Here is a 24620-nt window from a genome sequence, read left to right on the forward strand (position 1 = left end):
CGATCCTCACATACCGGCGCACCTGCCGGTAACCTCGTGTCGTGAATCTTCTGGGTGCCGTCGCCAACGTGCGGGACAGGGCGGTCACCGGCTACCTGGCCGACCTGCGCCGGATGCCCCGCGAGGTGATCGACGCCGCGCCGAACGCGACGCTCTACCGCTACCTGCCCCTGGATGGGGTCGCCGTATCAGGGCCGCCGGTGCTGCTGGTGCCCCCGCTGGGCGCCCCGGACTTCGCCTACGACCTGCGCCGGGGCTGCAGCCTGGTGGAGCACCTGCTGCGCGGCGGGCGGGACGTGTACCTGGTCGACTACGGGCCGATCTCGTTCGCCGAGCGCGGGCTGGGCATCGAGTTCTGGGTGGAGAACGTGGTGCCCAGGGCGGTGCACCGGGTCAGCTCGTACCGGGGCGGCGCGCGGGTGCGGCTGGTCGGCTGGTGCCTCGGCGGGATCTTCTCGCTGCTCACCGCCGCCGACCGGCCCACCACCCTGCCGGTGTCCGCGATCGCCGCGATCGCCAGCCCCTTCGACGTCTCGGCGGTGCCCCTGGTCGCCCCGCTGCGCCCGCTGGCCGCGATCACCGGCGGGCGGGTGATCTCGACCGTCTACCAGGCCCTGGGCAGCCTGCCCGCGCCGGTGGTGAAGTGGGCGTTCCAGCTCTCCACGGTGGACAAGTACCTGACCAAGCCGCTGACCGTGCTGTCCCGGCTGGACGACAGGGACGTGCTGGAGCAGATCGAGGCCGTGGACTACCTGATGGCCCACATGCACGGCTACCCGGGCCGCACGTTCGGGCAGATCTACCACCTGATGCTGCGGGCCAACGACCTGGCCGACGGCGCGCTGGACCTGGACGGGCGGCGGATCGCGCTGTCCGAGGTACCGGTGCCGGTGCTGATCGTGGCCGGGCAGAACGACGTGATCGCCCCGCTGGCCGCGGTCCGGCGCGGCGCCACCCTGCTCACCGGCGCGCCCGAGGTGCGGTTCGAGACCGCGCCGGGCGGCCATCTCGGGGTGCTCACCGGCCGCCGCTCGCGGACCACCACCTGGGCGCACCTGGACGCCTTCCTGGACGCCCATGACGGGCAACGATGAGCCCACGCCCGCGCCGCCGCACCCAGGCCGAGCGCCGAGCCACCACCCGGGCCGCGCTGCTGGAGGCCTGCGCGGAGTGCCTGCTGGAGAACGGCTACGCCGGCCTGACCACCGCCGCCGTGGTGGCCAGGGCCGGGGTGAGCCGGGGCGCGCAGGCGCACCACTTCAGCACCAAGGCCGAGCTCGTGGTGGCCGCCCTGCGCCACGTCTCCGACCAGCTCGCCGCCGAGATCATCGCCGAGCTGCCCAGCCCGCCGCGCGGCGTCGGGGAGGCCCAGCTGGAGCTGCTCGACCAGCTCTGGCGGCTGCACACCGACCGGCTGTTCCCCGCCCTGATGGAGCTGTGGCTGGCCGCCCGCACCGACCCCGAGCTGCGCGCCGCCCTGGGTGAGTTCGAGCACGACCTGACCCGGCGGATCGTCGCGTTCTGCCACCAGCGCGCGCCCGAGCTCGCAGACCGCCCGGAGTTCGGCTCGTTCCTGGCCACCGTGCTCGCCGCGCTGCGCGGCCTGGCCATCCTCGACTTCCTGGACCGGGGCGAGGAGCTGGCCAAGCTCTGGCCGGGCGTGCGCGCCCAACTCCGCTCCCTGGTGACCTGAGCAGGAATACGGCACCGGCCTCGGCGGTTGCCACCGCTGATCGATGCCGCCAGCCCGAGGGGAACCCATGTCCGAGTCCGACTTCGACGTCCCACGGTCCCGACCCCTCAGCCAGGCCGACCGGGAGGCGTTCCTGGCGCAGCCCCACGTGGCCGTGCTGAGCGTGGCCGGGGAGGGCGGGCGGCCGCCGTTGACCCTGCCGAGCTGGTACGCGTACCGACCGGGCGGCACCATCGCGGTGATCATGCGCAAGGGCAAGCGCAAGTCCCGGCTGATCGCGGCGGCCGGCGTGGTGTCGGTATCGGTGCAGCGGTCCGAGCGGCCGTACCGGTACGTGACGGTCGAGGGCACCGTCGTCCGGCAGGAGCGGCCGACCGCCGAGGAGCTGGCCGGCGTCGGCGGGCGCTACCTGCCTGCGGAGTCGGTGGACGGCTGGCTGGAGTGGGAGCTGAGCGGCGCGAACCCCAGCGGCGAGCCCGAGTACGTCGAGATCCGCCCGGATCGGTGGCACACCCGGGACTTCTCCTGACGCGTCGACACCGCCGGGTGGCGGGGAGTGGTCTAGGTCGGAAAGGCTAGGAAACCGGGGGGCGAAGCAATTAACGTCAGGTCCGTGAGTGCGATAACGGGGCACCAGGCGGCGGCATCCGACCTGCGGGCCAGGTACGCCCGGTTGCCGGCGGACCGCCGCGTACGACTGGCCAAGCCGACGTCCAACCTCTTCCGTTTCCGCTCCGACGCCGGCCGCATCGCGCGGTTGGACGCGGGCGCGCTGGACCGGGTGCTGGAGGTCGACCCGGTGGCGCGGACGGCCACCGTGCAGGGCATGACCACCTACGAGGACCTGGTCCGGGCCACCCTGGCGCACGGGCTGATGCCGCACGTCGTCCCGCAGCTCAAGACGATCACCGTGGGCGGCGCGCTGGCCGGGCTCGGCATCGAGTCGGCGTCGTTCCGCAACGGGCTGGCGCACGAGTCGGTGCGCGAGGTGGAGGTGCTCACCGGGGACGGCCGGCTGGTCACGGCCACGGCGGACAACGAGCACGCGGACCTCTTCCGGGGCATGCCGAACTCGTACGGCACGCTCGGCTACGCGGTCTCGCTCAAGGTCGAGCTGGAGCCCGTCCGCCGCTGGGTGACGCTGCGCCACATCCCGTTCCCCGGCGCGAGCGGCGCTTCGGAGGCCGCCGAGGCGATCACCGCGATCTGCCGCGCCGGCAGCTACGACGGCGAGCGGGTGGACTTCCTGGACGGCACCGTCTTCAGCGGAAACGAGCAGTACCTCACGCTCGGCCGGTTCGCCGACGAGGAGCCGTACCAGCCCAGCGACTACACCGGCCAGCGGATCTACTACCGGTCCATCCAGCACCGCGAGCACGACGTGCTCTCCACCCACGACTACCTGTGGCGCTGGGACACCGACTGGTTCTGGTGCTCGCGGGCGCTGGGCGCGCAGCACCCGGTGGGGCGGCTGCTGTGGCCTCGGAAGTACCGGCGCTCGGACGTCTACCGCAAGCTGGTCGCGCTGGACCGCCGCACCGGGCTCAGCGGCCGGGTGCGCGGCTGGCGCGGGCTGCCCCAGGAGGAGCCCGTCATCCAGGACATCGAGGTGCCGGTGGAGCGGCTGGCCGAGTTCCTCGCCGCGTTCCACTCCGAGATCGGCATCTCCCCGGTGTGGCTGTGCCCGGTGCGGCTGCGCAACCCCGAGGGGTGGCCGCTGTACCCGATGCAGCCCGGCCGGCTCTACGTCAACGTCGGGTTCTGGTCCGCTGTGCCGCTGGGGCCGGGCGAGGAACCGGGCACCTACAACCGCCGCATCGAGCGGTTGGTGGCCGACCTGGACGGCCACAAGTCGCTGTACTCGGACTCCTACTACACGCGGGAGGAGTTCGAGGGGCGCTACAACGGGCCGGCGTACCGGGAGCTGAAGAAGGCATACGACCCGGGCGGCCGGTTACCCGATCTCTACGAGAAGTGTGTGCGGGAGAGGTGAACATGATGCGGGTTGCCGAGCTTTTCTCGAATGTGGTCGGTTCAGAGGCCCCGGTACGGGTCACCGCCTACGACGGCAGTTCGGCCGGCCCGCCCGGCGCCGAGCTCGGCCTGCGGGTCCGCTCGCCGCGTGCGCTGGCCTACCTCGCCTCGGCGCCCGGCTCGCTCGGCCTGGCGCGCGCCTACGTGACGGGCGAGCTGGAGGTGGACGGCGAGCTGTACCCGGTGCTCGACGCGCTCGCCGAGGTCACCCTGCACTCCATCCCGAAGCAGCAGCGCGCCACGTTGATGCGCACCCTGCTCGCGGTCCGGCTGCGCTACCGGGCGCCGATCCCGGAGGTGGAGTACGTGCCGCGCGGCCGGCTGCACTCCAAGCGCCGGGACGCGAAGGCGATCTCGCACCACTACGACGTGTCGAACCGCTTCTACTCCTGGGTGCTGGGCCCGTCCATGGCCTACACCTGCGCGGTGTACCCCACCGGGGACGCCAGCCTGGAGAAGGCCCAGTGGACCAAGCACGAGCTGGTGGCGCGCAAGCTCGGGCTGAAGCCGGGCATGCGGCTGCTCGACGTGGGCTGCGGCTGGGGCGGCATGGTGATGCACGCCGCGTCCGAGCACGGCGTCAAGGCGCTGGGCGTGACGCTGTCGCGAGCCCAGGCCGAGTGGGCGCAGAAGGAGATCGTGGAGCGCGGGCTCACCGAGCTCGCCGAGGTGCGCCACCTGGACTACCGCGACGTGCCGGAGACCGACTTCGACGCGGTGTCCTCGATCGGGCTCACCGAGCACATCGGCGGGGCGCAGCTGCCGGCCTACTTCGCCAAGCTCTACGGCAAGCTCAGGCCGGGCGGGCGGCTGCTCAACCACTGCATCACCCAGCCCACCCCGGACGGGCCCAAGCAGGTGGACGAGTTCATCAACCGCTACGTGTTCCCGGACGGCCAGCTGGAGAGCGTCGGCCTGCTGGCGACCGAGATGAACCGCCAGGGCTTCGAGGTCCGGCACGAGGAGAACCTGCGCGAGCACTACGCGCGCACGCTGGCCGGCTGGTGCGCCAACCTGGACGAGCACTGGGACGAGGCGGTGCGCGAGGTGGGGCAGCAGCGGGCCAGGGTCTGGCGGCTGTACATGGCCGCCTCGCGGCTGGGCTTCGAGCGCAACAACATCCAGCTGCACCAGATCCTGGGCGTCAAGCTGGGTGAGCGCGGCGCGTCCGGCATGCCGCTGCGCCCGGACTGGGGCTCGTGATCAGTCCGTCTTCTTGGCCCGGCTGAACCGGCGCAAGAGCACCACGGTGAACACCGCCGAGCAGACCATCAGCACCCCGCTGAACGCCGGGAGCAGCCATCCTCTCGACCCCATCAGGCTGACCACGAAGAGCACCAGCCACCCGACCGAGGCGGCGCCGAACATGACGACGTGGCCGATGGTCGGCTGGTGGACGTTGTTGCGCACGCCGTCCAGCTTCTCAGGTCGTGGCCGGTCACCCGGGCACCGGGTGATCTATGCCTCGAATGGGGACCCCCGAACTCGATCGAGGTCACGATCGGGTAACCTTCCGGGCGTCGGTCGGTACGTATCGTAGTGGTGCCGACGAGATGATCCACTCGATCGGGCATCGCTGCGCTGAGTCTTCTCACCGGAGTGTGACGACCCCTCGATGCTCGAGCTGGGCGAGAGGCGAGGAGCTCCTGGTAATGGCGTTGAGCCCGAAAGAACGCGCGGACTTCGACGAGATCGTCACCCGGCTGAGGCTGGAAGACGCTCACGTCGGTGAGGTCGCGCCGAAGCGGCGGTCGACCACGCTGCTGGTGAGCCTGATCGCCGCCGTGCTGGTGGTCGGGCTCGGGGTGGCGCTGGTCAGCGACGGCGTGCTCGGACCGATCCTGGTCATCTGCGCATCCGTCGCCTGCGTCGTGCTGATCGTCCGGCGCTGGGCGCGCTCCCGCCGGCGCTGAGCTCCGGTCGCCTCGGTGGGCGATGATGTCGGTGCACTGCCGAGGCGATCGAGAGGACGGCGCCATGCCCGTCACGATGTCCGAGCTGACCGGCGACCTCGCCGAGGAGACCGGCACGCTGCGCGCGCTGCTCGCCGGGCTGGACCCGGCCGGTTGGGAGCTGGCCACGCCGGCCGAGGGCTGGGCGGTGCGCGACCAGGTCAGCCACCTCGCGTACTTCGACGACGCGGCCATCCGCTCGGCCGTCGACCCGGACGGCTTCACCGCGGACATGCAACGCACGCTCACCTCCGGGCTCACCCCCGACGACATCGCCGCCCGGTACCGCGACCTGCACCCCGATGACCTGCTGGCCTGGTTCGACTCATCCCGGGCCGGCCTGATCAAGACCTTCGCCGCGCTGGACCCGGGGAAGCGGGTGCCCTGGTTCGGGCCGCCGATGAGCGCCGCGTCCTCGGTCACCGCCCGGCTGATGGAAACCTGGGCGCACGGCCAGGACGTCGCCGACGCGCTGGGCGTGGTCCGCGAACCCACCGACCGGCTGCGCCACGTGGCCCACATCGGGGTGCGCGCGCTCCCGTTCAGCTACGCCCTGCGCGGCCTGGAGGCCCCCGAAGCCCCAGTCCGCGTCGAGCTGACCGCCCCCACCGGCGACCTCTGGACCTGGGGCCCACCCGACGCCGCCGACGTGGTCCGCGCCCCCGCCCTCGACTTCTGCCTCCTGGTCACCCAACGCCGCCACCGCGACGACCTCACCCTCGAAGTCACCGGCAAGGTCGCCACCGAATGGACCACCATCGCGCAGGCCTTCGCCGGAGCCCCCGGCCCGGGCCGCGCGCCGTTGCCCCGCGAGTCGGGGTTTTTGTCAGGGTGAGTCGCGGATTTCGTCAGGCTGACTGCTCGGCCGCCGGGTCGACGTGCACGTTGCGCGCACCCACCACGCCGCGCAGCCCCGAGCAGTTCACACAGCCCACGCAGCCGACGCAGTCCGTGCAGTTCACGCACCCGATACAGCCGATGCAGCGGGTGCAGCCGATGCAGGCCAGGCAGCCGATGCAGGCGCTGATCGCGATCGACAACAGGGTCAGGATGCTGCCCGCGACCGCCACGCTGCCCGCCGTGAGCAGGCTGCCGGCGACCGCGACGCTGCCGGACGTGCCGGCCGACCCGGCCACCGCGACGCTGCCGGCGGTGGCCACCGACCCGGAGACCGCCGCGCTCCCGGCCACCGCCACCGACCCGACCACCGCCGTGGAGTGGGTCACCGCCGTCGAGCCGACCACCAGCGCGGAGTGGCTGACCGAGGTGGCGCCCGCGACCAGGGCACTCTCGGTGGCGCCGACGCTGCCCGCCACCTTCTGGGTCCGTTCCGGTAACCGGGCGTGGGACAGGCGGGCGCGCAGCGGTGTGGTCACCGCGACAGGATCGCAGCAACTCCGGTCCCTGTGAAAGCCTTGACCCGACATGGCTGACATCCCGGCACTGGTCCCTCGGCAGCGGGCGCGCGTGGCGGACGGCGCCGTACACGTCCCGGACTGGCTGGACCTCGACGAACAGCGGCGGCTGGTCGAGGCGTGCCGGGACTGGGCAGGGCCGCGCCCGTCCGGCCAGCCGGGCATGCGGGCGACCCGGCTGCCCAGCGGCGGGGTGATGTCGGTGCGGACGGTGTGCCTGGGCTGGCACTGGTACCCGTACCGCTACTCGCGCACCGTGGACGACGGCGACGGCGCGCCGGTGCTGCCGTTCCCGGACTGGCTGGCCGGGCTGGGCCGGCGCGCGGTCGCCGAGGCGTACCAGGATGACGGCATCGACTACCGGCCGGACGTCGCGCTGGTCAACTACTACGACGACGCCGCCAGGATGGGCCTGCACCAGGACAAGGACGAGCGCAGCCGCGACCCGGTCGTGTCGATCAGCCTGGGCGACGCGTGCGTGTTCCGGTTCGGCAACACCGAGAACCGGAAACGGCCGTGGACGGACGTCGAGCTGCGCTCCGGGGACCTGTTCGTGTTCGGCGGGCCGTCGCGGTTGGCCTACCACGGGGTGCCGCGTACCTACCCCGGCACCGGCGACCCGGCCATCGGGCTGCCCCGGGGCCGGCTGAACATCACGCTGCGGGTGTCCGGCCTGGGGTCCTGAGGGCTATTCGACGGCCAGCCGGGCGCCGAAGCCGAGCAGCGCGGTCCCGGTGACGGTGTCCAGCGCGCGGCGCACCCGGCGCCGGGTGACCCAGCCGTGGACCCGGTGCACGAACAGGGCGAGCCCCAGTAACCACGCCGCGCCCAGCACCGCGACGGTGTACGCCAACAGCAGGCCGTCCGCCGTGGAGGACACCCCGGGCAGGAGGAACTGCGGCAGCACCGACAGGTACAGCACCAGGACCTTCGGGTTGGTGACGTTGCACAGGAAGCCGTCGGCGAACGCGCGGGACCTCGGCCTGCTCGCCTCCAGCCGGCCGTAGTCCCCCCGGCGCGCGCTGCGCAGCGCCTGCACGCCCAGGAAGCACAGGTAGGCCACGCCGAGCCAGCGCACGGTTGTGAACAACGGCTGTGACCCGGCGATGATCGCGCCGAGCCCGAGCGCGGCGGCGCTGCCCTGCAGGACGCTCGCGGTGCCGATGCCGAGGATCGCCAGCACGCCGCCGCGCGCGCCGCCGGTCATGGCGTTGCGGAGCGTGACCATGGTGTCCGGGCCGGGGACCACTACCACCACCACAACGACCGCCAGGTAGCTGGCGTACATCTGCCAGGTCATCGCCCACAAGCCTACGAGTCGGCGGCCGGTGTGACGACAGGCGCCGGTTGCCACCACCGTGTCGCCGCCGTGGCACGGTGGTGGCAACCGGGATGGGTGCGCTGCTCAGCGGGCCGCGAGGGCCGCCACCATCCGCTCCGCGACGCCCCTCGCGGAGGCCGGGTTCTGCCCGGTGACCAGGCGGCCGTCGCTGATCACCCGCTCGGCGAAGTCCGGTCCCGGCACGTGCTCCGCACCGCGCGCGACCAGCTCGTCGGCCAGCGAGAACGGCACCACGCCGGTCGCGCCCACCGCTTGCTCCTCGGCGTTGGTGAAGGCGGCCACCCGTTTCCCGGTGACCAGGTGGGAGCCGTCCGCGAGCGTCACGTTGACCAGCGCGGCGGGTCCGTGGCAGACCGCGCCGACGATGCCACCCGCCTGGTAGATGTCGGCGGTAAGCCGGGCCAGCTCGGCGCTGTGCGGGAAGTCCCACATGGTGCCGTGGCCGCCGGCGAAGAAGATCGCGGCGTAGTCGGCCGGGCTCACCTCGCCCGGCTTCGGGGCGTCGGTCGGCGCGGCATGCGCGAAGTAGCGCCGCTGCACCGGGTCGTTGTCGTCCCGGCTGGTCACCGGCGGCGTGCCGCCGGACACCGCGACGAACTCCACGGTGAGGCCGGCGTCGGTGAAGACCTGCCACGGGATGGCGGCTTCGCCGGCGTGATAACCGGTCGCCTCGCCGGTCTCGCCGAGCTTCTCGTGGCTGGTCAGGGCGATCAGAACTCGTGTCATGACGCCATGCTGCCGCGAGCGGCACATCGAGATCCAATAGGACTCCACGAGTGCTGACATAGGATTCCTGATGTGTCCGCCGTACCGAGCCTGGACCTGTTGCGCAGCTTTCTCGCGGTGTACCGCACCGGCTCGATCACGTCGGCCGCCTTGTTGCTCGGCGTCGCCCAGCCCACCGTCACCGCGCACATCCACTCGCTGGAGAACCACCTGGGGCGCCAGCTGTTCAACCGGCACGCCAGGGGCGCGGCGCCCACGACAGTTGCCGACGAGCTGGCCGAGCGGGTGGCCCGGCCGCTGGACGCCCTGGAGTCGGTGCTGCCGGTGGCCGACCGCTTCCCCAGCGTGGTGCGTCTCGGCGGCCCGGCCGAGATGCTCGGCGAGCTGGCCATCCCCGCGCTCGCCGACCTCGTCGCCGGCGGGATGCGGCTGGAGGTGACGTTCGGGCTGCCCACCGAGTTGCTCGACGCGGTGGCCGTCGGCCGGATCGACCTGGCCATCTGCACGGTCCGGCCGCGCCGGCGGGGCGTCGTCGCCCAGCCCCTGTGCGACGAGGAGTTCGTCCTGGTGGCCAGTCCGTCGTGGGCCTCCCGGGTGATGGAGGCCAACCGTGCGACGCCGGGCGCGGACCCGGACGTCATAGGGCCGCGGTCCCTGCGCGACGTGCCGCTGTTGGCCTACGGGGCCGAGGCGCCGATCCTGCGCCGGTACTGGCGCACGGTGTTCCAGACCAGGTTGACCCGCACGCCCGACGTGGTCGCCGCCGACCTGCGCGCCCTGCTCACCGCCGTGCGCGCCGGCGCCGGCGCGACAGTGCTGCCCCGTTACCTGGTCGCCGCCGGCCTGCGCGACGGCTCCTTGCGCGCCGTGGCCAGCCCCGAGCTCCCGCCCCTCAACACCCTCTACCTGACCTGTCGCCCGGCCGTCGCCGAGCACCGCGCCATCACCACGGTCCGCGACACCCTCCTCGCCGCCGCCCGCACCTGGTGAGCCCATCCTCGGCACACTTGTGCACACCACACCGCAAAGTGGCGATCAGGCTGCGCAATAACAGATACTATCGAACATGTGTTCGAGCAAGGAGCGATTAGACAACTGGCAGCCGCCCCGGCCGCCGGCCATCGCGGGCCACGGGGCGCCGGCCGAGGTCCCCCCGGTGCGGCCGGTGTGGGTGCTGCTGGAGGAGGTGGTCCGGCACGACCCGACGCTGGCGCGCACCGTCGTCGACGGGCTGGACCTGACCGGCCGGGCCAAGGGGTTCCTGTCCGAGTGGCGGCGCAGCTCGCGCGGCGACTGGGTGGGCGTGGTCAACTACGAGGTGCACTACGCGGACGGCCGGGAGGCCACGGTGTGGTGGCGCGAGCAGATGGTGCCGGGGTACGCGCTGCTGCCGAGGTCCACGACGTGACGGCTCAGGCGTCCGCGCGGGTACGGCTGAGCGCGACGTCGAGCAGCGCCTCGGTGCGGCACAGCTTCACCCTCGGGCGCCCGGCCGGCTCGCCCGCTGTGCGTTCGGCCTGGTCGATCAGCTGCCAGCCGCTCTCGGTGACCAGCTCGGGCTGCCGCTCGGCCAGCCAGGACTCGATGTCGAGGGTGCCGTCCCGGTCGTGGCGGCGCAGCGACCCGTCCGCGAGGTCCTCCAGCAGCCGGGTGACGGTCTCCACCGCGTCCTTCTTGTTCGTGCCGATGATGCCGGTCGGCCCGCGCTTGATCCAGCCGACCACGTACTCCCGCTCGGCGCCCTCGACCTTGCCGCGCTCGTTCGGGATGACGCCCCGGCGCTCGTCGAAGGGCAGCCCGGCGATCGGCAGCCCCCGGTACCCGACCGCGCGCAGCACCAGCCCGGTCGGCACCGACTCGCGGTGCCCGGTGTCGTGCGCGCTGACCCAGCCGTCCTCGCCGACCCGCAGCTCGTTGTGGCCGAGGACGATCTCCTCGACCTTGCCGTTGCCCCGGATCTCGACGGGGGAGCGCTGGAACCGCATGGTGATGTGCCGCTCGCCGTACGCCTCGGCGTCCTCGGCGTACCCGCGCAGCACCGCCAGGTTCCGCTTGGCGACCCGGGACAGGCCGTCCTCGTCGGGCACCTCGGCGACCTGGTCGGGGTCGATGTCCACCCCGGACTCGGTGAACTCGGGCAGCTCCTTGAGCTCGGGGGTGGTGAACGCGGCCTGCGCCGGGCCGCGCCGGCCGACCACCAGCACCTCCTTGATGCCGCTGGCCCGCAGCGCGTCCAGCGCGTGGTCGGCGATGTCGGTGGCCGCCAGCCGGTCCGGCGGCGAGCACAGGATGCGGGCCACGTCCAGCGCGACGTTGCCGTTGCCGATCACCACCGCGCGCGAGGTGTTCAGGTCGAAGGTGTGGTCGGCGAAGTCGGGGTGGCCGTTGTACCAGCCCACGAAGTCCACGGCGGCCACGCTGCCCGGCAGCTCCTCGCCGGGGATGCCCAGCTTGCGGTCGGTGGGGGTGCCCACGGCGTAGATCACCGCGTCGTAGCGCTCCGCGAGCTCCTCGCGGGTCACGTCGGTGCCGACGTCGACGTTGCCGAAGAACCGGAACGACTCCTCGGCGGCGATCTTCGCGTACACCGAGGACACCGACTTGATCTTCGGATGGTCGGGTGCCACGCCGGCCCTGACCAGGCCCCACGGGGTGGCCAGGCGCTCGTACATGTCCACCCGGACGTCGAGGTCGGCGCGGTCGAGCAGCGCGCCGGCCGCATAGAAGCCGGACGGTCCGGAGCCCACGATGGCGACGTTCAACGGGGCCTCGGCTGCAGCCATTGACGATCACATCCTGCGTCAACACGGTTGAGCGGCCGGGCGGCCCGGCCGGTGGTGGCTCACCCCCCACCCTGCCAGGTTCGGCCTCGGCCGGCCCGTTGGCCCGCCCGGTGGTCGGACCGGGCGGGCCAAACGGTCGGTGCCGGCGGTGTCACGCAGTGTCAACCAGTGTCAACCAGTGTCAACCAGTGTCAGCCGGCGGAGGTGCCGAACGCCTCGGCGACCAGCCGGGCGAACAGCGCCTCCGGGTCGAGGAGGCGGGCCGGCAGCCCGCGCGCCTCGAACCAGGCGGTGATGTTGTGGACGTCACGGCCCAGGAACTCGTCGCCGCTCGGGTTGCCCACCAGGTCGACCACCTGCGGCAGGTCGATGAGCACCAGCCGCTCGCCGTGCACCAACAGGTTGTACGCGGACAGGTCGCCGTGGGTCAGGCCGGCGCGGGCGAGCAGCAGCATCGCCTCGGTGAGCTGCCGCCACAGCTCGGCCAGCAGCTCCGGGTCGGGCCGCAGCTGGGCCAGCCGGGGCGCGGCGGTGCCGTCCGGGTCGCCGAGGAACTCCAGCATCACCTCGCGCCCGTTCCACTGCGCGGGATACGGCACCGGGGCACCGATCGACCACAGCCGGCTCAACGCGCCGAACTCGGCGGCGGCCCACTGGTCGGCGATCAGCGACCGGCCGAACGCCGTGCGCCCGGCCATCGCCCGCATCTCCCGGGACCGGCGCACCCGCCTGCCCTCCAGGTAGCCGGCGTCGCGGTGGAACATCCGGTGCTCGGGCGGCCGGTAGCGCTTGGCGGCGAGCAGGCAGCTCCGGTCGGTGCCGGGCAGCTCGCGGCGGACCAGGTGGACGTCCGCCTCCTTGCCGGACTTGAGCACGCCCAGCTCGGTATCCACCGCGCTGTGGTCGGTGACCAGCCACGGCGGGTACGGGGTGGGGCCGTGCTCGGAGCCGTCCCAGCTCGACCAGCTCCCGCCCTCGGGCGGCGCGGAGTCGGCCTCGTCCTCGCGGCGCCAGATCAGCGAGGGCGCTTCAGCGGGCGCGGGCGTGGGCTGGCTCGGGCGGGCGGGCTCGCGCTCGTCGTCGAACCGGGCCCGGCGGCGCCGGGTCGAGCGCCGGCCGCCGCGATGGACGCCCGGGTAGTCGTCATCGGGGTAGTTGTCGTCAGAGAAATCGGAGAAGTAGTCGTGCGATCGCACCGGTTGGGGTCTCCTGACCAGGGAAGGGCAGCCCCACCGGTGTGCGCGACGGCTATCCGGGCGGGGCCGAGGGACGGGGGCGGACCACGTCCTGGGCGGCAGTCATCGCCATGCGGTCCACCTCCTCCTTCGCTCCGCCGGCCGACCGGCTCCGGTTCTGATCGGGCCTCACCGTGCCGTACTCCGCTCCCGCCGGCAACCGAGTTTTCTCACGACCTCACACAGTGATCAGCTCGAACGCGCAGTGCGGTCGGCCGCCGAACACCGCCGGATCGGTCGCCGCCATGTCGTCGACCAGCTCGGCGGCCCGCTGCGCCGGCGGCGTGTCGGACAGCGCGCGCAGGTACGCGGCGTGCGCGGCCAGTGAGGCGATGGCCTGCTCGCGCCGCCCCGAGACGTCCACGGCGTGGCTGGCCAGCTGGGAGGCGTGGATCGCCACCCAGCGCACGCCCTGCCACGGCTCGGGTTCGCCGTCGGCCGGCGGGAAGATCCAGCGGTTGCCGGCGTCGGCGGCCGCGTCCACGGTGGCGCGGCCGACCGCCTTGTGGTCGGGGGTGTTCCAGGTGCCCGGCCGCCAGTAGTCGTGGTGGTTCTGGGTGATCACCAGCTCCGGCCGGTGGCGGCGGATGGCCAGTGCGATCTCGCGGCGCAGCGCGATGCCGTACTCGATGACGCCGTCGCGGTGGCCCAGGAACTCCACGCTGTGCACCCCGACCTGGGCGGCCGCCGCGCGCTCCTCGGCCTCCCGCAGCGGCCCCGCCTGCTCCGGCGGCATCCCGTCGATGCCCGCCTCACCCCGGGTGACCAGCACGTAGGCCACCTCCTTGCCGGCGGCGGTCCAGCCCGCGATGGCGCCCGCGCAGCCCCACTCGAGGTCGTCGGGGTGCGCGACCACGGCGAGCGCCCGGTGCCAGTCCTCGGGCATCGGCAACAGCGTGTCCGGCATGGGGGTCTCCGTTCTCAACCGGCGGGGTCGGGCACGATGAGGTCCAGCTCGTTCGCGGTGGCACCACGTTCGATCGCCAGCCCGGCCCGGCGGATCACCCGCAGCAGGCCGGGCAGGTCGTTCGGCTCCGCCCTGCTGCCCGCCAGCAGCCGCGCCAGCCGCCCCTTGGCGGCCTTGTTGAAGTGGCTGACCACGGTCCGGGTGCCGTCCGGCCGTTCGCTCAACACCCGCACGGTGACCGCGCCGGGCACCCGGCCCAGCCCGGTGTAGCCGCCCGAGCGCAGGTCCACCACCAGCCCGTCCAACCCGGCGAGCACCGGCTCCAGCGCCGGGCGCCAGAACGCGGCGAGCGTCCCGCGCCCGGGCAGCGACGACCCCGCCGAGAGCCGGTACGCCGGCACCGGGTCGGCGGCGCGCAGCAGCCCGAACAGCGCCGACCCGACCACCAGCCGCTCGCCCGCTCGGGCCGCCGCCGCGCCCCGCAGCGACCCGGCGTCCAGCGCGTCGTAGAGCACGCCGGTGTAGCGGCGCAGCGCGGGCGCGGTCGGCGCGGACCAGAGCGCGGCGTTGCGCGCGATCTCGTCGTCCTGCCGTTCGGACAACCCCAGCGCGGCCCGGCTGGCCGGCACGTCGGCGGCCAGCGCCACCAGCTCGCCGGCCAGCTCCTTGCGCGCCGGGTTGAGGCCGGGGAAGGACAACCGATCCAGCTCCAGCGGCGGCCCGTCACCGCCGTCGCTCTTGGTCTCCGAGGGCGGCAGCAGGATCAACACGGGCGCGACGCTACAACAGATAGCGTCGTGTAAATGAGGTTCCTTGCCCGGATTCGGTGATCCAGGTGCTGTGTCCCTGCGGGACACCCGCACCCGGGCAACCGCAAGGCTGTGTCTGATTCGGAGTCCCCGATACCGGGTTTGTATCGGGGGCGACGACCTTCGGTCGACGACGCTGTGCCTTGCGGGGACACCCCGCACCCCGGGGACGGGGCGCCGCCTGGGCGCCGAAGGCGGGTAAGACGACCTCGTTTACACGGCGCTAGTGCGCCTGACCGGCGCGGCACAAGTCCGGCGTCCCTGGTTCAGGGGCTGGGTTCCGCCGTGCCGACGACACTGCGGCTGTGCACGGTGAGCTCGTGTGGGTCGCGGTCGTCGTCGATCCCGAAGCTGATGATCCGCTCGGGGTGGATGCGGATGATGGCTCCGTCGTACCTGCCGCCCGGTTCGGCGGACGCCTTGATCGCCTCGGCATGCCCTCGGATCTCGACACAGCGCACTCGCCACGGGTCGACCGAGGCGAGGTCGTCGACGACGAAGGCCACCCGCCCGTTGTCGGCGACGTTGTGGAACTTCCTGCTGGTGGCCATGCTGATGCCGGCCACGTCGAAGCAGCCGGTGCCAGGGTCGAACGTGTAGCAGACCGGGCTGACCTGAAGGGTGCCGTCAGGGTGAACCGTGGCAATTCGGCCCAGCCGCTGGGAGGCCAGGTAGATGATCTCAGCCGCGGTGAAGGACATGGGGGACTCCTACGGTAGGGGGACGTTGTGAACCTGTCGCCACCTCCTCCCCGGATCGACCAGGGTCCCGCCGTCCATCCTGCGACGTACTTCTCGGATGCGGGATTCGGAGTTCCGGGTGCGATGCTAGCAGCAGAACGTGCCCGGGCCGGGGTGTTTCACGTACCCGGGACCGACTTGCCGTTGAGGTGCTTTCGCGTCTGCATCTTGAGGTTGGCGCAGTCCAGGGCGGGGTTGTCATGGGGGCAGTCCCGCATGTGCTCGAGGTAGTTCCGCGCCGTGCGCAGCCGTTCGAGCTGGGCTTCGATCTCGTCGATTCGTCCGGACACGACCGCTCGCCAGTCGGTGGTCTCGGTGCGGCCGCGCAGCACACGTTCGATCTCGTTCAAGCTCATCTGCCCGGTGGCCTGCCACATCTGGATCAACGCGACGCGATGACACTGCGCGGCGTCGTAGCGGCGCTGGCCGCCGCGGCGTCGTGCGCTGACCAGCCCGCGACGCTCCCAGTAGTGCAGCGTCGACAGCGGTAGTCCAAGCCGATCGGCGAGCTCGCGGATGCTCATGTCGCCGTCGGCCGGCGCTGTGGCCATGTGCTCAGTTTGAACTCAACCTGGGTTGAGCGGCAATGCTCGGAGCATGGACACCCTTGACGAGTCCGCGCGCGAGCGGCACCTCCGCTCGATCGCTCCGGCGACCGCGTCCGCCGTGCTGGTGGTGGACTCGCGACCTGCTACGGGATCGTCACCAGCTCCCAGCGACTCATCGAGGCCTGGTCCCGATGAGACACAGCGCGGCCCCCCGCCGCGCCGACGCCGCCGTCAGTGCGCCTGACCGACGCAGAACACGTTCCCTTCCGGGTCGGCCAGCGTCGTCCAGTCCAGCCCCGGCACCACGCCGACCTGGTCGTATGCGACGCTCGCCCCGAGCGACACCAGCCGCTCCACCTCGGCCACCCGGTCGTTCGTCTCGAAGTCGACGTGCACCCGGTTCTTGCCGACCTTCGGCTCCGGCACCTTCTGGAAGGCCAGCCTGACCTGCCCCTCGCCGGCCGGGGCCAGCATCACGAACTCGCCCCAGTCCTGCGCGACCGCCGTGTCCACCGCCGCCGACCAGAACGCCGCCAGCTTCTGAGGGTCCGCACAGTCGATGGTGACCATGCCCATTCTGATTCCCATGCGCCGGACAGTAACCGGGCGGACCGACAGAACCCTGTCATCGCTACGCTTCCACGGGTGTTCACCAGGATGTCCTCGCTGTTCCTGCGCACCCTGCGCGACGACCCCGCCGACGCCGAGGTGCCCAGCCACCGGTTGCTCGTGCGCGCCGGCTACGTCCGGCGGATAGCCCCGGGGGTCTACTCCTGGCTGCCGCTGGGCCTGCGCGTGCTGGCCAACATCGAGCGGGTGGTGCGCGAGGAGATGGACGCCATCGGCGGCCAGGAGATCCGGTTCCCCGCGCTGCTGCCCCGCGAGCCCTACGAGGCCACCAGCCGGTGGACCGAGTACGGGCCGAACCTGTTCCGGCTCAAGGACCGCAAGGGCGCCGACTATCTGCTCGGACCCACCCACGAGGAGCTGTTCGCGCTCACCGTGAAGGGCGAGTACAGCTCGTACCGGGACTTTCCGGTGATCCTCTACCAGGTCCAGATCAAGTACCGGGACGAGGAGCGCCCGCGCGCCGGCATCCTGCGCGCCAGGGAGTTCGTCATGAAGGACTCCTACTCCTTCGACCTCTCGGACCAGGGGCTGGTGGACTCGTACAACCTGCACCGGGGCGCCTACATCAAGCTGTTCGACAGGCTCGGGCTGAAGTACGTCATCGTGTCCGCGATGTCCGGCGCCATGGGCGGCTCGGCGTCCGAGGAGTTCCTGGCCGAGTCGGAGACCGGCGAGGACACCTTCGTGCGCAGCACCGGGTCGGACTACGCGGCCAACGTGGAGGCGGTCACCACGCCGGCGCCCCCGGAGCAGCCCATCGAGGACAAGCCGGCCGCCGTGGTGCACCACACCCCGGACACGCCGACCATCGAGACGCTCGTCGACTTCCTGAACCGGCAACAGCTCGGCGGCCGGACCTTCACCGCCGCCGACACGCTGAAGAACGTGCTGGTCAAGACCCGCGCGCCGGGCTCGACGGAGTGGAAGCTGCTCGGCGTCGGGGTGCCCGGCGACCGCGAGGTGGACATGAAGCGGCTGGAGGCGTCGGTCGCGCCGGACGAGGTGGCGCTGCTCGACGACGCCGACTTCGCCGCGCACAGCTTCCTGACCAAGGGCTACATCGGCCCCGGCGCGCTGGCCGGCAACGGCGTGCGCTACCTGGTCGACCCCCGGATCGTGCGCGGCACGGCGTGGGTGACCGGCGCGGACAAGCCGGACCACCACGTGATCGACCTGGTGTGCGGGCGCGACTTCACCCCGGACGGGACGATCGAGGCCGCCGAGGTGCGCGCCGGCGACCCGTCCCCGGACGGCACCGGCACGCTGGTCGCGGCCAGGGGCATCGAGATCGGGCACATCTTCCAGCTCGGCCGCAAGTACACCAACGCGTTCGAGGTGGACGCGCTCGGCCAGGACGGCAAGCCGATCCGGATCACCCAGGGCTCCTACGGCGTCGGGGTGTCCCGGCTGGTCGCCGCGATCGCCGAGCAGTCGCACGACGCCGACGGGCTGATCTGGCCCCGCGAGGTGGCCCCGGCGGACGTGCACGTGGTGATCGCCGGCAAGTCCGACGAGATCCGGGCCGGCGGGGAGAAGCTGGCAGCCGACCTGGACGCGGCCGGCGTGAACGTGCTGCTGGACGACCGCGGCGCCACCCCCGGGGTGAAGTTCGCCGACGCCGAGCTGATCGGGGTGCCGACCATCGTGGTGGTCGGGCGGGGCCTGGCCAACGGCGTGATCGAGGTCAAGGACCGGCGCACCGGCGAGCGGGTCGAGGTCCCGGTGGACACCGCCGTGGCCCACCTGACCGAGCTGGTCCGCGGCTGACGCTCAGCGCCCGGCCACCTCGGTCACCTCGACGCTGCCGAGGATCTCGGTCACCATCCGGTCGGTCACCGGCACCGGCGCGCCCGGCCCGCCGCCCTCGGCGTCGTGCTGGACCACGAGCATGAGCACGCCGCGCCCGCCCGCCTCGCCGACCCTGGACGAGGGCAGCGCGAGCACCCGGATCTGCCCGCGCAGCCCGGGGCAGCCGTCGGTGGCCGAGGAGCGCACGGTGACCAGCGAGGCCGAGCCGCTGAGCGAGCCGACAGTGATCGGGGTCGGGGCGCTCCCGGTGGCCGCCGAGCCCGCGCCGTAGAAGCTCTTGGCGAACAGCGGCCCGAAGTCGCGCGCGGCGTCCTCGGTGCGGGCGTCCACGCCGTCGCGGCGGACCAGGAAGGCGGCGCCGACGGTGGCCCTGACCCGGGCGTGGCCGCCACAGGAGTAGCGCGCCGAGGTGGCCACCCCGTCCAGCGCGACGCCGTTCGTCGAGGTCTCCGGCCGGCCCGGGCCGGGCGTCCAGTCCGTCGGCACCCGGTAGCTCAGCCCGCTGGCCCTGATCAGCTGCCCGTCCGCGTCGCCGCCCGCCTGCTGGCGAGCCACCAGCACCGCCCCGACCGCGCCCAGCAGCATCACCACACCGAGCGCGATCATCACCCGGAGCGGCCAGCGGCGCGCGGCGGTGGCCGGGCCCGGGGTCCAGGGTTCCGGCGGCGGGTCCAGGCCGGCCGGCGGCTCGGTGACCCGTTGTACCGGGGCGATCAGCGCGGCCGGGTCGCGCCGGGCGCCCGGGTGGGTGGGGCCGGCGGGCGTGCCGAGCAGCGGGAAGCCGGTGGGCTCGCCGTAGCTGGGCGTGGCCGGCCCGAACCCGGTGGCGACCAGGCCCTTCGGGTGCGGCATCGGCCGGGGCGGACCCGCGAACGGGTCGATGCCGCGAGCGGGGCGCTGAGACGGCCTCGGCATCGTCACGGACGGCACGGTATCGGCCGGCCGCGGTGCCGGGAGGCGGTTCGGAGAAATCTCAGGCCGGCAGGAAGGAGAGCCGCACGGTTCGGGTCCCGTTGTCGACATTCGTGTCGATCAGGCACAGCGACTGCCAGGTGCCCCACGCCGGCCGGCCGGCCAGCACCGGCACGCTCATCGACGGCGCGACCAGCGCGGGTAGCACGTGGTCGCGGCCGTGCCCAGGGCTGCCGTGGCGGTGCGTCCACCTGTCGTCGGCGGGCAGCAGCGAGCGCAGCGCGGCCAGCAGGTCCTCCTCGCTGCCGGCGCCGGTCTCGATGACGGCCAGGCCGGCGGTGGCGTGCGGCACCCAGGCGTGCAGCAGACCGTCGGCGCCGGCGTGCTCGCCCAGGAACGCCGTCACCCGGTCGGTGAGGTCGACGACGGCCTCCCGGTTGCCGGTGCGGACCTCGAACTCCTCGCTGTGCACACTCGCGACGCTACCCCGCCGGGCGTTGCGCTCAGGGTCGGTGGGCGGCGGCGCGCCGTTCTAGGCTCACCGCCATGCGCTCGGCATTCGGACAGCAATTCGACGTGCCCGACGGGTACCTCAACACCGCGAGCATCGGCATGCCCCCGGTGGCGGTCGCGGAGGCGGTGGCGCAGGCGGTGCGGCAGTGGCGGGTCGGGGCCGGGCGCTCGCACGACTTCGACGAGCCGGTCGCGGTGGCCAGGGCCGCGTTCGCCGAGCTGGTCGGGGTCGGTGTCGAGCGGGTGGCGATCGGCTCGGCGGTGTCCGCACTGGCCGGGCTGGTCGCCGCCAACCTGGCCGACGGCGCCACCGTGGTGGTGGCCAGGGGCGAGTTCACCAGCGTCACCTTCCCGTTCGCCGCGCAGGCCGGCCGGGGCGTCACGGTCACCGAGGTCGAGCTGTCCGAGGTCCCGGCCGCCGCCGTCGGGGCGGACATGGTCGCGGTCAGCGCCGTGCAGTCCGCCGACGGCGCCGTGCTCGACCTCGACGCGCTGCGCGACGCGGCCTCCCGCGCGGGCACCCGGGTGCTGCTGGACGTCACCCAGGCGGTGGGGTGGCTGCCGCTGTCGGTGGGATGGGCGGACGCCGTGGTCGCCGCCGGGTACAAGTGGCTGCTCTCACCGCGCGGCGCGGCCTGGATGGCGGTGTCCGAGCGGCTGCGGGCCGAGCTGACGCCGAACAACGCCGGCTGGTACGCGGGCGAGCAGCCGTGGGGGAGCACCTACGGGCTGCCGGCGCGCCTGGCCACCGACGCGCGGCGGCTGGACACCTCGCCGGCCTGGCTGTGCCACGTCGGGGCGGCGGCCGCGCTGCCCTGGCTGGCCTCGCTGGACCTGGACAAGGTCAGGGCGCACTGCGTCGGGCTGGCCAACGAGCTGCGCGCCGAGCTGGGCGAGCCGCCGGGCGACTCGGCGATCACGGTGGTGGACCGGCCGGACGCGGTGGAGCGGCTGACCGACGCCGGCGTGGTGGTCAGTGCCCGCCGAGGCGCGGCCCGGCTGGCGTTCCACCTGTACAACACGGAGGCCGACGTGCGCCGCGCCCTGAGCGCCCTGCGTGGCTGAGGAGTATCAGCCGCCGCGTACCTACCTGTGGCGCCGCACACCCCGCACCATGTGCGACGCGCCAACAAGCCATGCGGCGCCCGGTGAGCTACGGGGCTCCGGGGAAGGGGGGTACCACCGGCTTGGTGTCCAGTTGGGCTGACCAGCGGGCGCCGCGTACCGCCGCGTCGACCAGCGCGTCGAGCGCCATGTGCCGCAGCCCGGGGTCGTCGCAGCGCTCCAGGACCGAGCGCCAGGCCGTCGCCGCGTCGGACTCGGCGGTGACCGCGAGCCGCATCGCGGACGGCTGGTCGGTCACCGGCGCCGGGACCCGGTAGGCGGGCTCGGCGGGCGCCGGGCGGACGCCGGAGTCGGTGAGCACCCGGATGGTGGTGTCGCGGCGCGCCCGGTGGGTGGTCAGGTCCTCGCGCAGCCGGCGGTCCATGTTGCTGCCCAGGAACGCCCCGATCAGGCCGTAGCACCAGACCGCCGCGTGCTCGGCGCCCAGCGCGGTCTGCACGGCGGCGGTGGTCTCCGGGTCCGGCCTCGGGGGACCGCTGGCCGGGGCGGGGGAGGCGGGCGGGATCCTCGGCGCGGGGGAGTCTCCCGCCGCCGGTGCCGCGTTCGGCTCCGGGGTGGGGGCCGGGGTGCCCTGGGCGGACGGGCCGGCGCGCCCGCTTCGGGGGAGGTCTCGGCGGTCGTCGCCGGGCGGCTCCGGGGTGGGGCTGCTCATCCGAGAACCTCGCGGTAGGCGGCACAGCAGGCGGCGATCGAGCCGACCAGCCCGGCCTGCCGGCGGGGCAGCCGGGGCACGGCGGCGGCGGCCTCGCGGCGGGCGTCGTCCAGCGCCGTACGTACCCGGGACAACGCCTGCTTGGCGTCCTGGGACGGCGGCGGTCCCTGGGCGGCGGGCGGGGGAGCCGGGTTGGCGGTCTCGCCCAGCTCGACGCCCAGCGCCTGGGCGTGTTGGCGGCGGGCGTCGGCCACCGGAGCGAGCCGGGCGGACAGCTGCGCCCCGAGCGCCGGGTCGGCCCGCAGCGCGTCGAGCATCGCGGCGTCCGCCCTGGCCCGCGCGGCCAACGCCGTCAGCGGGTCCGGTTCGCTCCGGCCACACCCGGCCAGCAGTCCCGTCGCCGAGACGGTCGCCGCGCCGATCACGGACGCGGCCACGGCGAGCAGGACGGGGCGGCGGGGCAGCCCGGCACCGGGCGGGCGCGGATGCTCGGGAACGGCCACGTCCGGTGATCCTGCCAGGCGCGCCTCACACGGCCGGAGCGTGCATGGGCGAACGCGCGCGCCAGGTACGCCAGTCCTGGTCCTTCGGCGCGATACCCTGAGACCCCGCTCACTGGCCGAACCCTCGGTCGCGGGCGGCCCGTGCGGAGCTCGACGTCCCAGGCAAGGCCGAAGCGAAACCGGGAGATCAGCAGAGGATCCGAGACCGAGGAGTCGACCGAATGGCCCGTCCCCAGACCGAGCAGCTCTGCGCGGCGGTGCGTCCCGCCGTGGAGCGCGCGGTGGCCTCGGTCGGCTTCGACCTCGAGGAGATCGACATCCGGCCGGCGGGGCGCCGCAAGCTGGTGCGCGTGGTGGTCGATGCCGACTCGGGAGTCGGGCTGGACGACATCGCCACGCTCAGCCGGCGCGTCGGCGCCGAGCTGGACCAGCACGACGAGGTGCTCGGCGGGCCGTACACCCTCGAGGTGACCTCGCCCGGGGTGGATCGGCCGCTGACCGCGCAACGGCACTGGCGGCGGGCTCACCTGCGCCTGGTCGAGGTGTCGCTGCGGGATGCTGACAAGATCACCGGTCGAGTGGGCGACGCCGGTGAGGACGCGGTCCAGCTCCTGGTCGACGGGGTCCTGCGCGAGGTGCGCTACGCCGACGTGGACCGGGCCTCGGTGGTTGTCGAGTTTCGGCAGCCGCCGGCGGCCGAGCTGCGGGCGCTGACCGGTGACGCACACGAGGGCGACCGAGACGGCGGCGGGGAAGTTGCGGAGGAACAGAAGTGAACGTCGACATCGCCGCGCTGCGGGCCATCGAGCGCGACAAGGACATACCGTTCGACACGGTGATCGAGGCCATCGAGACCGCGCTGCTGACCGCCTACAAACATACCGAGGGCCACCATCAGCAGGCGCGCATCGACATCGACCGCAAGACCGGTCTGGTCCGGGTGTTCGCCCAGGAGCTGGCCGAGGACGGTCAGCTGGTCCAGGAGTGGGACGACACGCCGGAGGGGTTCGGCCGGATCGCGGCCACCACCGCCCGCCAGGTCATCCTGCAGCGGCTGCGCGACGCCGAGCACGAGCGCACCTACGGCGAGTTCTCCGCCAAGGAGGGCGAGATCGTCGCGGGCGTGGTGCAGCGTGACGTGCGGGCCAACGCGCGCGGCGTGGTGGTGGTGCAGCTGGGGGCCACCGAAGGGGTGATCCCGGCGGCCGAGCAGGTGCCCGGCGAGCGGTACGAGCACGGCGAGCGGATCCGGTGCTACGTGGTCGGGGTCTCCCGGGGCGGCCGGGGCACCCAGATCACCCTGTCCCGGACGCACCCGAACCTGGTGCGCAGGCTGTTCGCGCTGGAGGTCCCCGAGCTGGTGGACGGCTCGGTGGAGATCTGCGCGGTGGCCAGGGAGGCGGGCCACCGGTCCAAGATCGCGGTCAAGGCCACGATCCCGTCGGTGAACGCCAAGGGCGCCTGCATCGGCCCGATGGGCCAGCGGGTGCGCAACGTGATGAGCGAGCTGGCCGGTGAGAAGATCGACATCGTGGACTGGTCGGACGACCCGGCCGAGTTCGTCGGCAACGCGCTGTCACCGGCCAAGGTGGTATCTGTCACAGTTCTCGACCCGAGGGCGAAGACGGCCCGGGTGGTGGTGCCCGACTTCCAGCTGTCGCTGGCGATCGGCAAGGAGGGACAGAACGCCAGGTTGGCGGCCCGGCTGACCGGCTGGCGGATCGACATCCGCAGCGACGCCGGCCCGAGGGCGGTGGCCGACCCGACGACCTCGGTGCCGCATCCACCCGCCACCGGATCGATCGCCTAAACCTCGGTGATCAGGCACAAGCGGCCCGGATCGGCCCGGGCCGGAATTCGCGCGGCCCGAGGGCCGTTGTGTTCACAGGCGTGAACATGAGCGGTCAAGCCGGACGCGCTACACTTTCGGTGGCCTTGAGCCGCGACCAAGATCCCGCGCGCGAGTCTCCGGACCGGACGCCACGTACGGCCCCGGTGCGCACGTGTGTCGGGTGTCGGTCACGGTCCGAGGCCACCGGGTTGTTGCGTGTCGTCGAGGTCTCCGGGGCAGTCGTTCCGGATCCGAGACGGCGGCTTCCCGGTCGAGGTGCCTGGCTGCACCGCGACCTGGACTGCCTGCGTCGCGCGGAGCGGCGGAGGGCGTTCCCGAGGGCGCTGCGCGTCCCCGGTCCGCTCGCCGTCGAGGCCGTGTGGCAGTACCTTCAACCCAGACCGAAGTGCGAGACCGTCTCGCACCTGGATCACGAGAGTCAGGTCGACCCGTCATGAGCC

At 73.0% G+C, this 24620-nt stretch carries 30 protein-coding genes; 15 read left to right on the forward strand and 15 right to left on the reverse strand.

Annotated features, from left to right (window positions below; translation table 11 throughout):
* Window positions 1–41: 41 nt before the first annotated feature.
* The 5 genes from N912_RS0113790 to N912_RS0113810 all read left to right on the forward strand — a co-directional run bounded on the left by N912_RS0113790 (window position 42) and on the right by N912_RS0113810 (window position 4930).
* Window positions 42–1094: an alpha/beta hydrolase gene (locus N912_RS0113790; RefSeq protein ID WP_028922890.1), complete on the forward strand. Its 1053-nt coding sequence runs from the start codon at window positions 42–44 to the stop codon at window positions 1092–1094.
* Window positions 1091–1693: a TetR/AcrR family transcriptional regulator gene (locus tag N912_RS51735; RefSeq protein WP_037064347.1), complete on the forward strand. Its 603-nt coding sequence runs from the start codon at window positions 1091–1093 to the stop codon at window positions 1691–1693. The genes N912_RS0113790 and N912_RS51735 overlap by 4 nt, the downstream gene beginning before the upstream one ends.
* A gap of 67 nt (window positions 1694–1760) precedes the next feature.
* Window positions 1761–2222: a pyridoxamine 5'-phosphate oxidase family protein gene (locus N912_RS0113800; RefSeq protein ID WP_028922891.1), complete on the forward strand. Its 462-nt coding sequence runs from the start codon at window positions 1761–1763 to the stop codon at window positions 2220–2222.
* Between the two features lie 84 nt (window positions 2223–2306).
* A complete protein-coding gene (locus N912_RS0113805; protein WP_028922892.1) occupies window positions 2307–3686 on the forward strand; it encodes an FAD-binding oxidoreductase in 1380 nt (459 codons plus the stop codon).
* Window positions 3687–3691: 5 nt separating this feature from the next.
* A complete protein-coding gene (locus N912_RS0113810) occupies window positions 3692–4930 on the forward strand; it encodes an SAM-dependent methyltransferase (protein ID WP_028922893.1) in 1239 nt (412 codons plus the stop codon).
* On the opposite strand, the gene N912_RS0113815 is transcribed toward N912_RS0113810, so the two are convergent.
* Complete coding sequence (locus tag N912_RS0113815) at window positions 4931–5137, reverse strand: hypothetical protein (protein WP_028922894.1); 207 nt, start codon at window positions 5135–5137, stop codon at window positions 4931–4933.
* Window positions 5138–5379: 242 nt separating this feature from the next.
* Here N912_RS0113815 and N912_RS64515 point away from each other — a divergent pair, with 242 nt between their 5' ends.
* Both N912_RS64515 and N912_RS0113825 read left to right on the forward strand, forming a co-directional pair.
* On the forward strand, window positions 5380–5640 hold the full coding sequence (locus N912_RS64515; RefSeq protein WP_028922895.1) for a DUF3040 domain-containing protein: 261 nt from the start codon (window positions 5380–5382) through the stop codon (window positions 5638–5640).
* A 64-nt stretch (window positions 5641–5704) separates the two neighbouring features.
* Window positions 5705–6514 (forward strand): TIGR03084 family metal-binding protein, encoded by an 810-nt coding sequence (locus N912_RS0113825; RefSeq protein ID WP_028922896.1) that lies wholly within the window; start codon window positions 5705–5707, stop codon window positions 6512–6514.
* A 13-nt stretch (window positions 6515–6527) separates the two neighbouring features.
* Here N912_RS0113825 and N912_RS0113830 read toward each other — a convergent pair whose 3' ends face one another.
* Window positions 6528–7055, reverse strand: a complete 528-nt coding sequence (locus N912_RS0113830; RefSeq protein WP_245645273.1) for a hypothetical protein — start codon at window positions 7053–7055, stop codon at window positions 6528–6530.
* 58 nt (window positions 7056–7113) lie between these two features.
* Here N912_RS0113830 and N912_RS0113835 point away from each other — a divergent pair, with 58 nt between their 5' ends.
* Window positions 7114–7779: an alpha-ketoglutarate-dependent dioxygenase AlkB family protein gene (locus N912_RS0113835; protein WP_028922898.1), complete on the forward strand. Its 666-nt coding sequence runs from the start codon at window positions 7114–7116 to the stop codon at window positions 7777–7779.
* Between the two features lie 3 nt (window positions 7780–7782).
* Here the strand turns inward: N912_RS0113835 and N912_RS0113840 are convergent, their stop codons facing one another.
* Both N912_RS0113840 and N912_RS0113845 read right to left on the reverse strand, forming a co-directional pair.
* Window positions 7783–8394 carry a LysE family translocator gene (locus N912_RS0113840; protein ID WP_028922899.1) on the reverse strand — a complete coding sequence of 204 codons (612 nt, stop codon included), beginning with the start codon at window positions 8392–8394 and terminating at the stop codon, window positions 7783–7785.
* A gap of 105 nt (window positions 8395–8499) precedes the next feature.
* Entirely contained in the window at window positions 8500–9162 is a 663-nt protein-coding gene (locus N912_RS0113845; protein ID WP_028922900.1) for a type 1 glutamine amidotransferase domain-containing protein, read from the reverse strand.
* Between the two features lie 72 nt (window positions 9163–9234).
* Between N912_RS0113845 and N912_RS51740 the strand changes: the two genes are divergently transcribed.
* Together N912_RS51740 and N912_RS51745 are read left to right on the forward strand one after the other, a co-directional pair.
* Entirely contained in the window at window positions 9235–10152 is a 918-nt protein-coding gene (locus N912_RS51740; RefSeq protein WP_037064351.1) for a LysR family transcriptional regulator, read from the forward strand.
* Window positions 10153–10228: 76 nt separating this feature from the next.
* Complete coding sequence (locus tag N912_RS51745; RefSeq protein ID WP_051580147.1) at window positions 10229–10570, forward strand: hypothetical protein; 342 nt, start codon at window positions 10229–10231, stop codon at window positions 10568–10570.
* A 4-nt stretch (window positions 10571–10574) separates the two neighbouring features.
* Here N912_RS51745 and N912_RS0113860 read toward each other — a convergent pair whose 3' ends face one another.
* The 7 genes from N912_RS0113860 to N912_RS0113890 form a co-directional block, all read right to left on the reverse strand.
* Entirely contained in the window at window positions 10575–11945 is a 1371-nt protein-coding gene (locus N912_RS0113860) for an FAD-dependent oxidoreductase (protein ID WP_028922901.1), read from the reverse strand.
* A 191-nt stretch (window positions 11946–12136) separates the two neighbouring features.
* Entirely contained in the window at window positions 12137–13141 is a 1005-nt protein-coding gene (locus N912_RS0113865) for a serine protein kinase RIO (protein ID WP_028922902.1), read from the reverse strand.
* Window positions 13142–13358: 217 nt separating this feature from the next.
* The gene (locus N912_RS0113870; protein WP_028922903.1) at window positions 13359–14087 is read right to left on the reverse strand and encodes a PIG-L deacetylase family protein; all 729 of its coding nucleotides are present in this window, start codon (window positions 14085–14087) and stop codon (window positions 13359–13361) included.
* A gap of 14 nt (window positions 14088–14101) precedes the next feature.
* On the reverse strand, window positions 14102–14857 hold the full coding sequence (gene yaaA, locus N912_RS0113875; protein ID WP_028922904.1) for a peroxide stress protein YaaA: 756 nt from the start codon (window positions 14855–14857) through the stop codon (window positions 14102–14104).
* 305 nt (window positions 14858–15162) lie between these two features.
* Entirely contained in the window at window positions 15163–15597 is a 435-nt protein-coding gene (locus N912_RS0113880) for a PPOX class F420-dependent oxidoreductase (RefSeq protein ID WP_028922905.1), read from the reverse strand.
* Window positions 15598–15755: 158 nt separating this feature from the next.
* The gene (locus N912_RS0113885) at window positions 15756–16187 is read right to left on the reverse strand and encodes a MerR family transcriptional regulator (protein WP_028922906.1); all 432 of its coding nucleotides are present in this window, start codon (window positions 16185–16187) and stop codon (window positions 15756–15758) included.
* 228 nt (window positions 16188–16415) lie between these two features.
* Window positions 16416–16772, reverse strand: coding sequence for a VOC family protein (locus N912_RS0113890; RefSeq protein WP_028922907.1), 357 nt, complete (start codon window positions 16770–16772; stop codon window positions 16416–16418).
* A 57-nt stretch (window positions 16773–16829) separates the two neighbouring features.
* Here N912_RS0113890 and N912_RS0113895 point away from each other — a divergent pair, with 57 nt between their 5' ends.
* A complete protein-coding gene (locus N912_RS0113895) occupies window positions 16830–18581 on the forward strand; it encodes a proline--tRNA ligase (RefSeq protein ID WP_028922908.1) in 1752 nt (583 codons plus the stop codon).
* Window positions 18582–18584: 3 nt separating this feature from the next.
* Here the strand turns inward: N912_RS0113895 and N912_RS0113900 are convergent, their stop codons facing one another.
* A complete protein-coding gene (locus N912_RS0113900) occupies window positions 18585–19538 on the reverse strand; it encodes a DUF8017 domain-containing protein (protein WP_483826443.1) in 954 nt (317 codons plus the stop codon).
* Window positions 19539–19596: 58 nt separating this feature from the next.
* Window positions 19597–20007: a secondary thiamine-phosphate synthase enzyme YjbQ gene (locus N912_RS0113905; protein ID WP_028922910.1), complete on the reverse strand. Its 411-nt coding sequence runs from the start codon at window positions 20005–20007 to the stop codon at window positions 19597–19599.
* 74 nt (window positions 20008–20081) lie between these two features.
* Between N912_RS0113905 and N912_RS0113910 the strand changes: the two genes are divergently transcribed.
* Window positions 20082–21113 carry an aminotransferase class V-fold PLP-dependent enzyme gene (locus tag N912_RS0113910; protein ID WP_028922911.1) on the forward strand — a complete coding sequence of 344 codons (1032 nt, stop codon included), beginning with the start codon at window positions 20082–20084 and terminating at the stop codon, window positions 21111–21113.
* Between the two features lie 88 nt (window positions 21114–21201).
* Here N912_RS0113910 and N912_RS0113915 read toward each other — a convergent pair whose 3' ends face one another.
* Entirely contained in the window at window positions 21202–21825 is a 624-nt protein-coding gene (locus N912_RS0113915) for a ferritin-like domain-containing protein (RefSeq protein ID WP_084210860.1), read from the reverse strand.
* Window positions 21822–22328, reverse strand: coding sequence for a hypothetical protein (locus N912_RS51750; protein ID WP_037064355.1), 507 nt, complete (start codon window positions 22326–22328; stop codon window positions 21822–21824). Before N912_RS51750 ends, N912_RS0113915 begins: the two co-directional genes overlap by 4 nt.
* Before the next feature lie 221 nt (window positions 22329–22549).
* On the opposite strand from N912_RS51750, the gene rimP reads away from it, so the two are divergent.
* The 3 genes from rimP (at window position 22550) to N912_RS62030 (ending at window position 24617) form a co-directional block, all read left to right on the forward strand.
* Entirely contained in the window at window positions 22550–23104 is a 555-nt protein-coding gene (gene rimP, locus N912_RS51755) for a ribosome maturation factor RimP (RefSeq protein WP_037064357.1), read from the forward strand.
* Window positions 23101–24138: a transcription termination factor NusA gene (nusA, locus tag N912_RS0113930; RefSeq protein ID WP_028922913.1), complete on the forward strand. Its 1038-nt coding sequence runs from the start codon at window positions 23101–23103 to the stop codon at window positions 24136–24138. The genes rimP and nusA overlap by 4 nt, the downstream gene beginning before the upstream one ends.
* Window positions 24139–24224: 86 nt before the next feature.
* Window positions 24225–24617, forward strand: coding sequence for a YlxR family protein (locus N912_RS62030; RefSeq protein ID WP_084210932.1), 393 nt, complete (start codon window positions 24225–24227; stop codon window positions 24615–24617).
* Window positions 24618–24620: the final 3 nt, after the last annotated feature.

Source organism: Actinospineispora acaciae DSM 45401 (assembly GCF_000620785.1).
In the GTDB taxonomy this organism is placed as follows: Bacteria; Actinomycetota; Actinomycetes; order Mycobacteriales; family Pseudonocardiaceae; genus Pseudonocardia; species Pseudonocardia acaciae.